This window comes from Pseudomonas sp. Xaverov 259, assembly GCF_019352915.1.
GTDB lineage: Bacteria > Pseudomonadota > Gammaproteobacteria > Pseudomonadales > Pseudomonadaceae > Aquipseudomonas.
This window is the reverse complement of record NZ_JAAAFV010000013.1, coordinates 31,572-45,566: the sequence shown is the minus strand read 5'-3', so window position 1 is coordinate 45,566 and position 13,995 is coordinate 31,572. Positions and strand designations below refer to the sequence as shown.

At 59.6% G+C, this 13,995-nt stretch carries 15 protein-coding genes; 5 read left to right on the top strand and 10 right to left on the bottom strand.

The features are described from left to right. Window positions 1-2 precede the first annotated feature (2 nt). Together bamC and dapA are read right to left on the bottom strand one after the other, a co-directional pair. The gene (gene bamC, locus K0H48_RS02330) at window positions 3-1,118 is read right to left on the bottom strand and encodes an outer membrane protein assembly factor BamC (protein ID WP_017137338.1); all 1,116 of its coding nucleotides are present in this window, start codon (window positions 1,116-1,118) and stop codon (window positions 3-5) included. Between the two features lie 17 nt (window positions 1,119-1,135). Continuing rightward, the gene (gene dapA, locus K0H48_RS02325; protein ID WP_017137337.1) at window positions 1,136-2,014 is read right to left on the bottom strand and encodes a 4-hydroxy-tetrahydrodipicolinate synthase; all 879 of its coding nucleotides are present in this window, start codon (window positions 2,012-2,014) and stop codon (window positions 1,136-1,138) included. Between the two features lie 273 nt (window positions 2,015-2,287). Between dapA and K0H48_RS02320 the strand changes: the two genes are divergently transcribed. Continuing rightward, window positions 2,288-2,848: a glycine cleavage system protein R gene (locus K0H48_RS02320; RefSeq protein ID WP_017137336.1), complete on the top strand. Its 561-nt coding sequence runs from the start codon at window positions 2,288-2,290 to the stop codon at window positions 2,846-2,848. Window positions 2,849-2,858: 10 nt separating this feature from the next. Continuing rightward, window positions 2,859-3,332 (top strand): peroxiredoxin, encoded by a 474-nt coding sequence (locus K0H48_RS02315; RefSeq protein WP_017137335.1) that lies wholly within the window; start codon window positions 2,859-2,861, stop codon window positions 3,330-3,332. Between the two features lie 38 nt (window positions 3,333-3,370). Here K0H48_RS02315 and K0H48_RS02310 read toward each other — a convergent pair whose 3' ends face one another. Beyond that, window positions 3,371-4,441, bottom strand: a complete 1,071-nt coding sequence (locus tag K0H48_RS02310) for an AI-2E family transporter (protein WP_200430689.1) — start codon at window positions 4,439-4,441, stop codon at window positions 3,371-3,373. A 31-nt stretch (window positions 4,442-4,472) separates the two neighbouring features. Further along, on the bottom strand, window positions 4,473-4,712 hold the full coding sequence (locus tag K0H48_RS02305; protein ID WP_200623288.1) for a sulfurtransferase TusA family protein: 240 nt from the start codon (window positions 4,710-4,712) through the stop codon (window positions 4,473-4,475). A 95-nt stretch (window positions 4,713-4,807) separates the two neighbouring features. Between K0H48_RS02305 and K0H48_RS02300 the strand changes: the two genes are divergently transcribed. Next, window positions 4,808-6,241: a M48 family metalloprotease gene (locus tag K0H48_RS02300; protein WP_219266249.1), complete on the top strand. Its 1,434-nt coding sequence runs from the start codon at window positions 4,808-4,810 to the stop codon at window positions 6,239-6,241. A 67-nt stretch (window positions 6,242-6,308) separates the two neighbouring features. Here the strand turns inward: K0H48_RS02300 and K0H48_RS02295 are convergent, their stop codons facing one another. The 4 genes from K0H48_RS02295 to rpoE form a co-directional block, all read right to left on the bottom strand. After that, entirely contained in the window at window positions 6,309-7,748 is a 1,440-nt protein-coding gene (locus K0H48_RS02295) for a DegQ family serine endoprotease (protein WP_138816307.1), read from the bottom strand. A gap of 234 nt (window positions 7,749-7,982) precedes the next feature. Beyond that, entirely contained in the window at window positions 7,983-8,942 is a 960-nt protein-coding gene (locus K0H48_RS02290; RefSeq protein WP_219266248.1) for a MucB/RseB C-terminal domain-containing protein, read from the bottom strand. A gap of 16 nt (window positions 8,943-8,958) precedes the next feature. Then, a complete protein-coding gene (locus tag K0H48_RS02285; protein ID WP_034096393.1) occupies window positions 8,959-9,546 on the bottom strand; it encodes a sigma-E factor negative regulatory protein in 588 nt (195 codons plus the stop codon). Between the two features lie 32 nt (window positions 9,547-9,578). Beyond that, window positions 9,579-10,160: an RNA polymerase sigma factor RpoE gene (rpoE, locus tag K0H48_RS02280; RefSeq protein ID WP_003172477.1), complete on the bottom strand. Its 582-nt coding sequence runs from the start codon at window positions 10,158-10,160 to the stop codon at window positions 9,579-9,581. A gap of 463 nt (window positions 10,161-10,623) precedes the next feature. Between rpoE and nadB the strand changes: the two genes are divergently transcribed. Next, window positions 10,624-12,240 (top strand): L-aspartate oxidase, encoded by a 1,617-nt coding sequence (gene nadB, locus K0H48_RS02275; RefSeq protein ID WP_219266247.1) that lies wholly within the window; start codon window positions 10,624-10,626, stop codon window positions 12,238-12,240. On the opposite strand, the gene K0H48_RS02270 is transcribed toward nadB, so the two are convergent. Next, on the bottom strand, window positions 12,209-12,655 hold the full coding sequence (locus K0H48_RS02270; RefSeq protein WP_219266246.1) for a hypothetical protein: 447 nt from the start codon (window positions 12,653-12,655) through the stop codon (window positions 12,209-12,211). The genes nadB and K0H48_RS02270 overlap by 32 nt on opposite strands. After that, window positions 12,639-12,893 carry a succinate dehydrogenase assembly factor 2 gene (locus tag K0H48_RS02265; protein WP_219266245.1) on the bottom strand — a complete coding sequence of 85 codons (255 nt, stop codon included), beginning with the start codon at window positions 12,891-12,893 and terminating at the stop codon, window positions 12,639-12,641. Before K0H48_RS02265 ends, K0H48_RS02270 begins: the two co-directional genes overlap by 17 nt. A gap of 140 nt (window positions 12,894-13,033) precedes the next feature. Between K0H48_RS02265 and K0H48_RS02260 the strand changes: the two genes are divergently transcribed. Further along, window positions 13,034-13,975, top strand: a complete 942-nt coding sequence (locus K0H48_RS02260) for a folate-binding protein YgfZ (protein ID WP_219266244.1) — start codon at window positions 13,034-13,036, stop codon at window positions 13,973-13,975. Window positions 13,976-13,995 lie beyond the last annotated feature (20 nt).

Here is a 13,995-nt window from a genome sequence, read left to right as displayed (position 1 = left end):
GATCAGCCCAGGTTGTCCTGAATCACGCCCAACACTTTGCGCGCTGTTTCAGCCGGTGCAACGGTGTTGATGTTCTTCTCGACGGTCACTTGTACGCTTTCGCCCACCTTGCTCAAACGAACCTGGTAACGCTCGGCACGGGTTTCGATCTCTTCCTTGGTCGGCTTGCTGCCGAACAATTTGCCGAAGAAACCTGGCTCGTCGTCTTTCTTCTCGGCCTTTTCCGCTACGTTGATGTAGTACAGGCCCAGGCTGCGGTTGATGTCTTCAACGCGCCATGGGCCTTGCTCCAACGCGCGGCCAACACTGGCCCAGGCACGGTCGAGGTCTTCACCCAGGGTGAGCACCACGTTACCGCTGCCGTCTTCGGTGAGGCTGACGCGGTTAGGCGTGTCGAAGTTACCGGCGGCGAGCAGGGAAACCGAACCGCCCTTCTCGGAGATACGGCTCATGCTGGCCAGCATCTCGTCGACCAACGCGGCGTCAACGCCCATGTTGACCGAACGCGGGGTGAAATCGACGTTGGCAGTGCTGCCGGCAGGACGCTCGGCGCTGACCACGTAGACTTCACTGGTATTACGCTGCACGCCCGGCTCGATGCGCACACGCACACGGGCTTCGCTGTCGGGCGCTACGCCGCTCGCTTGCAGGCGCTTGGCCATACTGGCGGAGAGTTCGCTGCCGTGCTGCCATGCCGTGGTGAACTCACCGGTTTGCGGGCGTTGTTGATCAATGCTGAAACCGTTGTCCTGAAAGAACTGCACCGCCACTGGCCAGACTTCAGCCGGTGGGCGCTGAGCCATGATCCAGCGGTTGTCGCCGCTCTTTTGCAGGCTGTAGTCGCTGGTGTCCGCCACGGCCGAGATCGGCTGCGGGCGTGGCACTACGTACTCGCCCTTGGTGGTGTCATCGGCGACGTTGCGCGGAATCGGCAGCAATGGGTCAAGGCGCTTGGCGACGTTGACGTCTGGCGGCAGTTGCATCGGTTTGGTTGCTTGTGCTTCCAGGTAATCGCTGCCGCGGTCACGGAAGTAGCCTTCCGGGCCCCATACCCAACCGCAGCCACTGGTGCTGGAGATAATCAAGGCAAGTGCGGAAAGTCCGGCCAATCGCTTCATGCGTAGTGCTTCCTCAATTAAACCAGGACGCCGGACTGGCGCAGGGCCTGTCGCAGCGGTTCGTGACAGGCTTCGCTGAGCCGGGTGAGCGGCAGACGGATACCGTCCGGCATCAAGCCCATCTCAAACAGCGCCCATTTCACGGGAATAGGGTTGGATTCGATAAACAGTGTTTTGTTGAGCGGCATCAGTTGCTCGTGGATCGCACGGGCTTTTACGGCGTCACCGGCGATGGCGGCGGCGCACATGTCGCTCATGGCGCGCGGCGCGACGTTGGCGGTCACCGAGATGTTTCCTTTGCCACCCAGCAGGATCAGCTCAACCGCCGTGGCGTCGTCACCGGAATACACCAGGAAGTCGCTGCTCACGCCGGCCAGGATGTCCTTGGCACGCTGCAGGTCGCCGGTGGCTTCCTTGATGCCGATGATGTTCGGCACGGTGGACAGGCGAATAACGGTCTCGGCCTTCATGTCGCAGGCCGTGCGACCAGGAACGTTGTAGAGGATCTGCGGGATGTCGACGGCTTCGGCAATGGCCTTGAAATGCTGGTACAAACCTTCCTGAGTAGGTTTGTTGTAATACGGGGTTACCAGCAGGCAGGCATCGGCGCCGGCTTTCTTGGCGTTCTTGGTCAGCTCGATCGCTTCACGCGTCGAGTTGGCGCCCGTGCCGGCGATTACGGCAATGCGGCCCGCCACGCGCTTGACCACGAATTCGATGACCTGGATGTGTTCTTCCACATCAAGGGTGGCCGATTCACCTGTGGTGCCGACCGCCACGATGGCGTTGGTGCCTTCTTGCAGGTGGAAGTCCACCAGTTTGCCAAGGCTGTCCCAGTCGAGATGACCTTGTGCATCCATGGGTGTGACCAGTGCCACCATACTGCCCGCAATCATGCAACCGCTCCTGCCGGAAAAAGAGAGCCGTAATGGTACTGGCGCCAAGATGCTTGTACAAGCGAAGTACCGCCTGAGGATGCGTTCTGGGCCAACTAAACGACGGGCAATGCCATCATTGGGCCAAAGCGCGGCTTGAAGCACGCTGAAATCAGACCGATCGCGTAATGAAAACGCCACCTCCTAGCCCTTGGCGATGGTTTTCGCTACCCTTCATCCTTTGATCGATACAGCCCACACGGTATCGACCGCTCATCGCTTTAGGAAGGCTGCATGTCCACCCCCACAGTTCGCGAACAATTCCTTGTTATCAGTGCCCTCGGCGCCAACCCCATGGAGCTGACCAACGTCCTGTGCCGCGCCAGCCATGAGAACCGCTGTGCCGTCGTGACCTCCCGCCTCACCCGCCACGGCGAGTGCAGCGCGTTGGTTCTGCAAATTTCCGGCAGTTGGGACGCCCTGGCGCGCCTCGAAACCGGCTTGCCGGGCCTGGCCAAGAAGCACAACTTCACGGTCAACGTCGTGCGCAGCGCCGCCCTGGAAAACCGCCCGCAAGCTCTGCCTTATGTGGCGTATGTCAGTTCGGCTTACCGCTCAGACATCGTCAATGAGCTGTGCCAGTTTTTCATCGACCACAACGTCGAGCTGGAAAACCTGACCTGCGACACCTATCAGGCCCCGCAAACCGGCGGCACCATGCTCAACGCCACGTTCACCGTGACCTTGCCGGCCGGCGTGCAGATCAGCTGGCTGCGTGACCAGTTCCTGGATTTCGCCGATGCCCTGAACCTCGACGCACTGATCGAGCCGTGGCGCCCACAGAACCCAATGTAAGGAAGTACCTATGCCGGTAGCCATCGACAAACCCGTGGCCGATTTCGAAGCCCAGGCCACCAGCGGCCAGACGTTCAGCCTTGCCGCCCTCAAGGGCAAGCAAGTGGTGATCTACTTCTACCCAAAGGACAGCACCCCGGGTTGCACCACTGAGGGTCAGGGTTTTCGTGACCAATACGCCGCGTTCAAGGCCGCCAACACCGAAGTGTTTGGCCTGTCGCGAGACAGCGTGAAGTCTCACGAGAACTTCAAGGCCAAGCAGGAATTCCCCTTCGAGCTGATCAGCGACAAGGACGAAGCGGTTTGCCAGCTGTTTGATGTGATCAAGCTGAAGAAGCTGTACGGCAAGGAATACCTGGGCGTTGACCGCAGCACTTTCCTGATCGACAAGGATGGCGTGCTGCGTCAGGAATGGCGCGGTGTGAAAGTGCCGGGCCATGTGGATGCGGTGTTGGCGGCGGCGCAGGCATTGAATAAAGCTTGAATCATAATTGGGGCGAACCTTTAGTTCGCCCCAATTGTTTACAGCAAAGGCGCCACCACCGGCTCTTGCCGCGGCCACGCATCCAGTACGGCCTTGAACAGTGTCGCCAGCGGGATCGCAAAGAACACGCCCCAGAACCCCCACAGCCCTCCGAACAACAGCACCGCGCAGATAATCGCCACCGGGTGCAGGTTGACGGCCTCCGAGAACAGCAGCGGCACCAGCACGTTGCCATCCAGGGTCTGGATAATTCCGTACACCGCCATCAGGTAGATGAACTGATCGCTCCAGCCCCACTGGAACAACGCAATCAACATCACCGGCACGGTCACCACCACCGCGCCCACATACGGCACTACCACCGATACACCCACCAGCAAGGCCAGCAGCGCCGCGTAGTTCAGCCCGAGCGCGACAAACGCGATGTAGGTGACGCCGCCACAAATCACGATCTCAATGACTTTGCCGCGAATATAGTTGGCGATCTGCCGGTTCATTTCTTCGGCCACCCGGGTAATCAGCGCCCGTTCACGTGGCAGGTAGCCACTGACCCAGCGGCCGATCATCTCGCGGTCCTTGAGGAAGAAAAACACCAGGATCGGCACCAGCACCAGGTAGATCATGATGTTGACCAAAAGCGGCAGGCTGGACAGGGAAAACGTCAGCGCCCATTGCCCGAATTTTCCGATTTCGCCGCGCGCCACTTCGATGGCCTGCAACACTTGCTCGTCCGACACCAGGTGCGGATAGCGCTCCGGCAACAGCAGCAACAGTGATTGCCACTTGGCGAGCATGCCCGGCAACTCGTTGAACAAGGTGATCAACTGATGCCACAGCAGTGGCAGCACCACGACGATAAACACCACTAACAGGCCCATGAACAGGGCAAAGACCAGCCCTACCGCCAGGCCGCCGGGCAAACGCAAACGCTCAAGGGTAGTGACCAGGCCCTGCATCAGGTACGCCAGCACCATGCCCGCCAGTACCGGCGCCAGCATGCCGCCCAAGGTGAGCACTGCGGTGAAGGCCAGAAACAGCAGGACAGCCAGCACCACCGCTTCTTCATCGGAAAAATAGCGCTGAATCCAGTCTCGTAACACTTTGAACATCAATCAACCTCGGGGGGTAGGGGCGAACAGTTCAGGCCTTGCGCAACCAGTAACGGTACACACCGCCAGCGTCTTCTTCGTGCAGCAGCGTATGCCCGGCCAGCTTGGCAAAAGTGCGGAAATCGCGCTGGGAGCCCGCGTCCGTGGCGATCACCTTGAGCACGGCACCGCTGGCCAATCGGTTGAGTTCCAGCTTGGCCTTGAGCAGGGGCAGCGGGCAATTGAGGCCACTGGCATCAAGTTCGGCGTCAAAGGCTACAGCGTCGGTCATCGGTTTGCTCCGGGCATGCGTTTGGGGTGCTTAGAATATCTGGTCCGAAGCTCAGTGTCCGGCTACAGTAAGCTCTTTGTCGAAAGGCTTTGTGCATGACTTTTTTGCGCCCTACCCTGCTGACGCTGGCTTGCCTGCTGGCCTCCCCGGCCTTCGCTGACGACCTGCCGTCACTCGGCGACGCCAGTTCTGCCATTGTCTCACCGCAACAAGAGTTCCAACTGGGCCGCGCATGGCTGGCCTACCTGCGGGGCCAGGTCTCGCAACTCAATGACCCGCAGCTCAAGGACTACGTCGAAACCAGCGTGTACAAACTGGTGGAGACCAGCCAGGTGAATGACCGGCGCCTGGAATTTATCCTTATCGACAGCCCGCAGCTCAACGCCTTTGCCGCACCCGGCGGGATTGTCGGGGTTAACGGCGGCCTGTTCCTGAATGCCCAGACCGAAGGCGAATATGCCTCGGTACTCGCTCACGAATTGGCTCACTTGTCCCAACGTCACTTTGCGCGGGGTGTGGAGGCGCAGTCGCGCATGCAGATCCCGATGATGGCCGCCCTGCTCGGCGGTATTATCGCGGCAGCAGCGGGTGCGGGCGATGCCGGTATTGCCGCGATTGCGGGCAGCCAGGCGGCAGCTATCCAGGAACAGCGCAGGTTCTCACGCCAGAACGAACAAGAGGCTGACCGTATCGGCATCCTCAACCTGGAAAAAGCCGGTTATGACCCACGCTCCATGCCGACCATGTTCGAACGCTTGATGCGCCAATACCGTTTCGACGCCAAGCCACCTGAGTTTTTGCTGACTCACCCGGTGACCGAATCGCGTATTGCCGACACCCGTAACCGCGCCGAACAAAGCAAACCCGGCGGCAAGGAAGACAGCTTGCGCTATCAACTGATTCGCGCACGGGTGCAGTTGCAATACGAAGATACACCGGGGCTTGCCGCCAAGCGCTTCCAGGCGCAATTGGACGAGAACCCGAAAAACGATATAGCCCGTTATGGCCTGGCCATCGCGCAGATCAAGGGCACTCAGTTCAAAGAAGCGCGGGAAAGCTTGCAGCCGCTGCTGGCCAAGGCGCCCAACGACATTACCTACAACCTGGCGCAGATCGAGTTGGATATCGACAGCAACCGCCTGCCCGATGCCCAGCAACGGACTGATCGGATGCTGGCCCAGTACCCCGGCAGCTATCCGCTGAATCAGATACGCATCGATGTGCTGCTCAAGCAGAACCGTACGGCCGATGCTGAAAAGGCACTGGACGGGTTGCTCAAGTCGCGGCCCGATGATCCGGATGTGTGGTATCAGGTTGCCGAGACTCGCGGCCTGTCCGGCAACATCATCGGCCTGCATCAGGCGCGTGCCGAGTACTTTGCACTGGTGGGTGACTTCAAGCAGGCTATTCAGCAACTGGACTTTGCCAAGCGTCGGGCCGGCAACAACTTCCCACTGTCTTCGCGCATCGACGCGCGCCAGCGTGAGCTGATCGAGCAGGAACGGCTGGTGAAAGGGATGATGAGCTAAAACCATCGCCCACAAAAAAGCCCCGCTTTCGTTAACCGAAAGCGGGGCTTTTTATTGAGCTAGCGGATTACTCGGCCAGCTTGAAGGTGATGAAGCTTGCACGACCCTGACGCAACACGCGCATCGACACCGAGCGATTCTTCGGCAACGCTTTGGCGATGTCGGTGAATTCCTTGGTGGAGTTGATCGCCTGGTTGTTCAGGTGGGTGATCACATCGCCTGGTTGCAGGCCGATCAAGGCGGCTGGGCCGTCCTGAACTTCTTTGATCACGACACCGCTCTTGAGGTCGAAGCTCTTCTTCTGCTCGTCGGTCAGCTCAACCACGGCAATGCCCAAGCGATTGCTGCTGCGCTCAGCGCCTGGTTTGGCGTTGCCCAGTGCATCCAGGGTTGCGCCCTCTTCCGGGATCGCGCCGACGGTCAGCTCAACGGTCTGGCGCTTGCCGTCACGAATCACTTCAAGCTTGGCTTTGCTGCCGGCTTTCAGGGCGCCTACCAGATGCGGCAGGTCGGCGGACATGATGATCGGCTGGCCATTCATGCTCAGGATCACGTCGCCCACTTGCAGGCCGCCTTTGGCAGCCGGGCCATCGTCTTGGATCTGCGCGACCAGGGCACCGGCCGGCTTGTCGAGGCCAAACGATTCAGCCAGGTCTTTGTTCACTTCCTGGATCACCACACCCAACCAGCCACGGCTGACCTTGCCGCCGCTTTTGAGTTGGTTGGACACGTCCATGGCCACGTCGATCGGAATGGCGAAGGACACGCCCATGAAACCACCGGAGCGGGTGTAGATCTGTGAGTTGATCCCCACCACTTCGCCCGCCAGGTTGAACAGCGGACCACCGGAGTTACCCGGGTTGATCGGCACGTCGGTCTGGATGAACGGCACGTAGTTTTCATTGGGCAGGCTGCGGCCGATGGCGCTGACGATGCCTTGGGTCACGGTATGGTCAAAGCCAAACGGTGAACCGATCGCGACTACCCATTGCCCGGCTTTCAGGTCCTGGGATTTACCCAGCTTCAGCACAGGCAGGTCTTTGCCTTCGATTTTCAGCAGGGCCACGTCGGAACGCGGGTCGGTGCCCACCAGCTTGGCTTTCAATTCACTGCGGTCGGCCAGGCGTACGAGAATTTCGTCAGCGTCGGCAATCACATGGTTATTGGTGAGGATGTAGCCATCCGGCGAGATGATGAAGCCCGAGCCCAGGGACTGTGCCTCACGCTGCCCGCCACCACCGCCACGCGGGGAACGTTGTTGCGGCATGCCACGCTCGAAGAACTCGCGCAGCATCGGCGGCAAGCCTTCCAGGTCGGGCATCTGCTGGTTCGAGACTTTGCGATCCGGCAGCTTCTGCGTGGTACTGATGTTCACCACGGCAGGCGAAGCCTGCTCCACAAGCTGGGTAAAGTCAGGCAACTCGGCCGCTTGCGCGGACACGGCCTGACCCAGCACCAATACCGTGGCGACTATGGTTAGGTAAGACTTCAAACGTGGTATCGACATACAGCTCCCGTTACGACGAGCAGGGTTGAGCGACAGGGTTCAAGAAACGCCGAAAACTTCGACCGGCATTTTTGTTCCGCGAACAAAATAAGGTCAGAGCCGACAAGCTCTGACCTATAAAAAACATGGGGATTTTTTGCAAGTGAAAATACTGATCCAGAAATTTCATGCTCTCAGCCCCCAACCACGCAAAGGCTCACATTGAAAGGTCAGGATGAACATAGGATTAACGGCTCATGGCTTGGCGACGGTCTTTTCGCCGCGCACCGACAGCGCGATGCGTTCGGCGGTGCCGATAGGGATTTCGCCGACAACCGTTACCATCACTTCGCCATCGACTGTGTTCAGGCGGCGCGACACGGCGACCGTTGGGCCAAGTTGCGTGCGTGTTTCGCTCACACTCGCACCGTCGGTAGACTCAAGAAACACTGAGAAACGTGCAAGGCCATCGTCGTACATCAGGCTGTCGACAGTGGATTGGGTTCGAGTGTCTTTTCGCGAAACGCTGTTGGTGAGCTGAAAACCTGGAGGCAGCCAGTCCAGATGCCATGCGTGGGTAGTGGGCACCTCGGGGGCTTTGGTGCTGGAAACAGCGACAGGCGAGCATTCGCTGCTGGGCTGCAGGTCACGATCCGTCAGCGCAGCCGAAGTGTTCAGTCGAGTGAACTGAAAACGCTCCAAGAGCTGGCCTTGCTCATTGAGCAACAGGGACTTGAGTGGCAGCGCGGTTTCACGATCCAGGTGCAACTCAAAGCCATATCGGTATTGATCACGCGGACTGATCGACACAATCACCGCATTGCGACCGGCCACGCGAGATTTGCCAATGACGGTCAGTTCGTAGAATTGAGTAAGTTTTTGCGGATCCAGAGCGCGCGAAGGCGCATCCGGTGAGTTGCCAAGGCCGGCAACCAAGGTGCCACTGACACATTGCGTACGTCCATCTACCCGCACAAGTTCCTGGGCAGAACCGTCGAGTTGCAAAAGCCGCTCGCGGACGTGACCGTCCTGGACGCGATGCCAGATGTCATGGGTAGAGAAACTGCCGTTACGCTCGTAGACGAACGTACCTGCAAAGCTTTGCTGCTGCTCTGCACGCCCAAGTCGAGTCAGCCAATCTTGGGCTTCGTCGGCATGGGCGGATAGTGCAAAACAACCACTGAGCAAAAGCGTAAGGAGCGGTATGGCGCGCATAGGGCCCCTTAGCGGTTTAGCGGTTTTCCAGGCTTGCTGCACGAGCGTATGGCAGAGCGCTTTCAGTGCCTTTCAAGGCCGATTCCTGTGCGTGTTGGCGCAGGTAGCCTGGAAGACGCTGGTCTTGCCAGCCGGATTGCCCTTGAAGTACGCCGTTGGCCATAGGGCCGGTGGCATCAGAGCTTTCCTTGTAGCCGGCCAGTACCGCTGGGCCTTTGACTTGCGGACCGGCCATGACCGGTTGCTGAGTCTGCTGGGCCAGTTCGGCACCGGCAATTTCGTCCTGGTTGTACAGGCGAACACCGGCCAGCACGGCAACAGTCACCGAGGCAGCTACTGCCAGGCGACCCAGGCTACGCCATGGACCACGAGCAGCTTTTGCCGGAACGGCTTCATCGGCCAACGCGGCAGAAACGGCCGCAGCAATATCCAGACGAGGGATTAAAAGATCCTTGTGCATCACCGCCCGAGCGACTTGGTAACGAGACCAGGTATCACGGGTTTCGGCATCATCAAATGCATTGAGCACTCGACGAAGTTCCAGTTCATCCGCTTCGTTATCCATCACTGCGGACAGCGATTCCTGCAGGGCATCACGACTCATGGCGGTTCCTCTCTTGGCTGTCGCCGCTGTCTTTAGTTTTCTTGCAACAACGGTTGCAAGGCTTTGTCGATGGCTTCCCGGGCCCGGAAAATCCGTGACCTTACAGTCCCCACCGGACATTGCATGACGCTCGCAATGTCTTCGTAACTGAGACCATCGAATTCACGTAAAGTTAACGCCGTACGCAAATCTTCTGGCAGTTGCTGAATAGTGCGATGAACGGTCCCTTCGATCTCGTCGCGCAGCAAAGCACGTTCCGGCGACTCGAGATCTTTGAGGCCGTGATCACCATCGTAAAATTCTGCATCTTCTGAACTTACATCACTGTCCGGTGGGCGGCGGCCGCGAGACACCAGATAGTTCTTCGCCGTGTTAATGGCGATGCGGTACAGCCACGTGTAAAACGCACTGTCACCGCGAAAATTGCCAAGTGCACGGTACGCCTTGATAAAGGCTTCCTGTGCAACGTCCTGCGCTTCATGGGTGTCGTGCACAAACCGCACGATCAACCCGAGAATTTTGTGCTGGTATTTCAGCACTAGCAGATCAAATGCTCGCTTGTCGCCACGTTGAACGCGCTCGACCAGCTGCTGATCCTCTTCCTGGGTTAGCATGAACACTCCTCGTTGTACTCGCAGGAGGCTTGCATAACTAAACGATCAGGCTTGCAAACATAGACTAGGACTTTTCGCAAAAGTTCTCCCCCTCCAAGCAAGTTTCCGGCATGCACTGATTTGGCACACACGAAAAACGCAGCGCGGGCTAGGCCGGCTGCGCGAATAATCTTGTCGCCGGTTTTCTGACGCGTCCAATGCTCCCGACGGGCCAATAAACTCAACGTTTTCCCAGCTTTCGGGCAACCTGCTATTGAGTCGGGGCTCATGCAAAAAGTTCCCATCTCAATAGCCGGCCCATATGACCCCAGCTGTGCACCGTAATTTCACATTGCCACGAATGCCCGGCTATTGTGCCGCTCCCCCCCTCTATATACTAGTGGCCCGTGTGACCCTTTGATTCGCCGATCCAGGCGTCCTGTTTGCGCCAGCCCTTTGGATCGCTTTTTGCGGAATCCTTCAAATGAGCCAACAGTTTCAACACGATGTTCTGGTGATCGGTAGCGGTGCGGCCGGCTTGAGCCTGGCACTCACCCTCCCCAGCCACCTGCGCATTGCGGTCCTGAGCAAGGGCGACCTGGCCAATGGCTCGACTTTCTGGGCCCAGGGCGGTGTCGCAGCCGTGCTGGACGACACCGATACCGTGCAATCCCACGTCGAAGACACCCTTAACGCCGGCGGCGGCCTGTGCAACGAAGAGGCGGTGCGCTTCACCGTCGAGCATAGCCGCGAAGCTATCCAATGGCTGATCGACCAGGGCGTGCCGTTCACGCGCGACGAACACGCCGGCAGCGATGACGGCGGATTCGAATTCCATTTGACCCGCGAAGGCGGCCACAGCCATCGCCGCATCATCCACGCCGCCGACGCTACCGGCGCCGCCATCTTCAAGACGTTGCTCGAACAAGCCCGCCAACGCCCCAACATCGAACTGCTGGAGCAACGCGTCGCCGTCGACCTGATCACCGAAAAGCGCCTGGGCCTGGACGGCGAACGCTGCCTCGGCGCCTATGTGCTCAACCGCGCCAGTGGCGAAGTCGACACCTACGGCGCACGCTTCACCATTTTGGCCTCAGGCGGTGCCGCCAAGGTCTACCTCTATACCAGCAACCCCGATGGCGCCTGCGGTGATGGCATCGCCATGGCCTGGCGTTCAGGCTGTCGGGTGGCCAACCTGGAATTCAACCAGTTCCACCCCACCTGCCTGTATCACCCGCAGGCCAAGAGTTTTCTGATCACCGAAGCCCTGCGCGGCGAAGGTGCGCACCTGAAACTGCCGAACGGCGAGCGCTTCATGCAGCGTTTCGACCCGCGTGCCGAGCTGGCGCCACGGGATATCGTGGCCCGCGCCATCGACCACGAAATGAAGCGCCTGGGCATCGACTGCGTGTATCTGGATATCAGCCACAAACCTGAAGCCTTCATCAAGACCCACTTCCCCACCGTCTACGAGCGCTGCCTGGCGTTCAACATCGACATCACCAAAGGCCCGATCCCGGTGGTGCCGGCTGCGCACTACACCTGTGGCGGCGTGATGGTCGACCAGCACGGCCGCACCGACGTGCCGGGCCTGTATGCGATCGGCGAAACCAGCTTCACCGGCCTGCACGGCGCCAACCGCATGGCCAGCAACTCGTTGCTCGAATGTTTCGTCTACGCGCGCTCGGCCGCTGCCGATATCCTTGAGCAATTGCCGCGTATTCCAGTGCCCGCCGCCCTGCCGCGCTGGGACGCCAGCCAAGTGACCGATTCGGACGAAGACGTGATCATCGCCCACAATTGGGACGAGCTGCGCCGCTTCATGTGGGACTACGTAGGCATTGTGCGCACCAACAAACGCCTGGCGCGGGCGCAACACCGCGTGCGTTTGCTGCTGGATGAGATCGACGAGTTCTACAGCAACTACAAAGTCAGCCGCGACCTGATCGAATTGCGCAACCTGGCCCAGGTTGCCGAACTGATGATCCGCTCAGCCATGGAGCGCAAGGAAAGCCGCGGCCTGCATTACACCCTCGACTACCCGCAAATGCTGCCCGAGGCACGCGACACTATTCTGGTGCCAGCCACCTACGGCGACTGAACTTCAAGCGTACCCGCAGGCGCCGGTGCACATCGGCGACCTGCGAATCCATCGGTACGCAAACAGAACGCACCCACCACTCGCCTTTCACCCGATAGCGCAGCACCACGATCAGCGGCAACGCCAGGCTGTCGGGGCGCAACTGCACGCTGTGCCAGCCGCGCGCGGCACTGAACAACTGCCAGCCATCTTCGTCGCGGCGCAGGCCACGAATCGACGAACGGTGAGTCAGCAGGATATGCCGCGGCAACACCCAGGCGGCATGCGCCAGGCACACCAGAATGCCGAGGCTTGCGAAGGGCAAATCAATAATCAACAAGGCACCCAGTGCGAACGCCTGGGCAAGCAGGTACGCCGCCAGCATCAGCCTAGAGGCCTGCCAGCGGCATTCAAACGTATTACTTGGGCTGGACACGATCCAGAATCTTGCGAACCATGCGCTGCAGTTCCGGGTCTTCGGATTCGGCGCGCTCCATGAACCAGCCGAACATGTCCTGATCTTCGCACTCCAGCAGCCGCACGTAGAGATCGCGATCTACCTTATCCAGCGTCGCGTACACCTCTTTAGTGAACGGCACCAGCAACACATCCAGCTCCAGCATGCCACGGCGGCTGTGCCAGTAGAGGCGGTTGATTTCTACTTCTTCTACCATGGACTGCTCCTCAAATAGCGCGCAAGTATACAGGCCCGACGGCAGCGGGACACTCGGCTTTGGTCGCCCCATACGGAAACTATCCATTTGCCGGGCGCCCCTCTATGATGCACCCATGACTTTTTGACCTGCGAAGACCCATGGCCGACTCTGCATTTTTCTGCCCCCTGACACACGAAGGCGTCCTTGCCGTCCGCGGCTCCGACGCTGCCAAGTTCCTGCAAGGGCAACTGACCTGCAACCTCAATTACCTGAGCGACACCCAGGCCAGCCTCGGCGCGCGTTGTACGCAAAAAGGCCGCATGCAGTCGAGTTTTCGCATCCTGCTGCAAGGTGACGGCGTGTTGCTGGCCATGGCCACCGAGCTGCTCGAACCGCAACTGGCAGACCTGAAGAAATACGCGGTGTTCTCCAAATCCAAGCTCACCGACGAAAGCGCCGCCTGGGCACGCTTTGGCTTGTCGAATGCGGACCACACCCTGGCCGCCCTCGGCCTTGAGCTGCCGGCCGACACCGACAGTGTGGTGCGCACCGACACTTTGATTGCCATTCGTGTCTCCCCGAACCGCGCCGAACTCTGGGTACCTGCGGAAGACGCCGAAGCGGTACGCCAGCAATTGGCCAGCCAGCTGCAACAAGCTGACTTGAATGCCTGGCTGCTCGGCCAAATCCGCGCCGGCATCGGCCAGGTCATGCCGCAGACCCGCGAACTGTTTATCCCGCAGATGCTCAACCTGCAGGCCGTGGGCGGCGTCAGCTTCAAAAAAGGCTGCTACACCGGCCAGGAAATCGTCGCGCGCATGCAGTACCTGGGCAAACTCAAGCGTCGCCTGTATCGCCTGAGCCTCAATGCCGAGCAATTGCCCGAGCCGGGCACACCGCTGTTCTCGCCCAACCATAACAGCGCGATCGGCGAAGTCGTCATCGCGGCAAAAGCTGACCAATCAATTGAACTTCTGGCCGTGCTGCAAGCCGAAGCTGCCGAAAGCGGCGATGTGCACGTCGGCACCCTGGAAGGCCCCGGCTTACAACTACTCGACCTGCCGTACCTACTGGATCGCGATAAAGAGATCCAGCGTTAATCGCCGTACCTTTTTGCAAC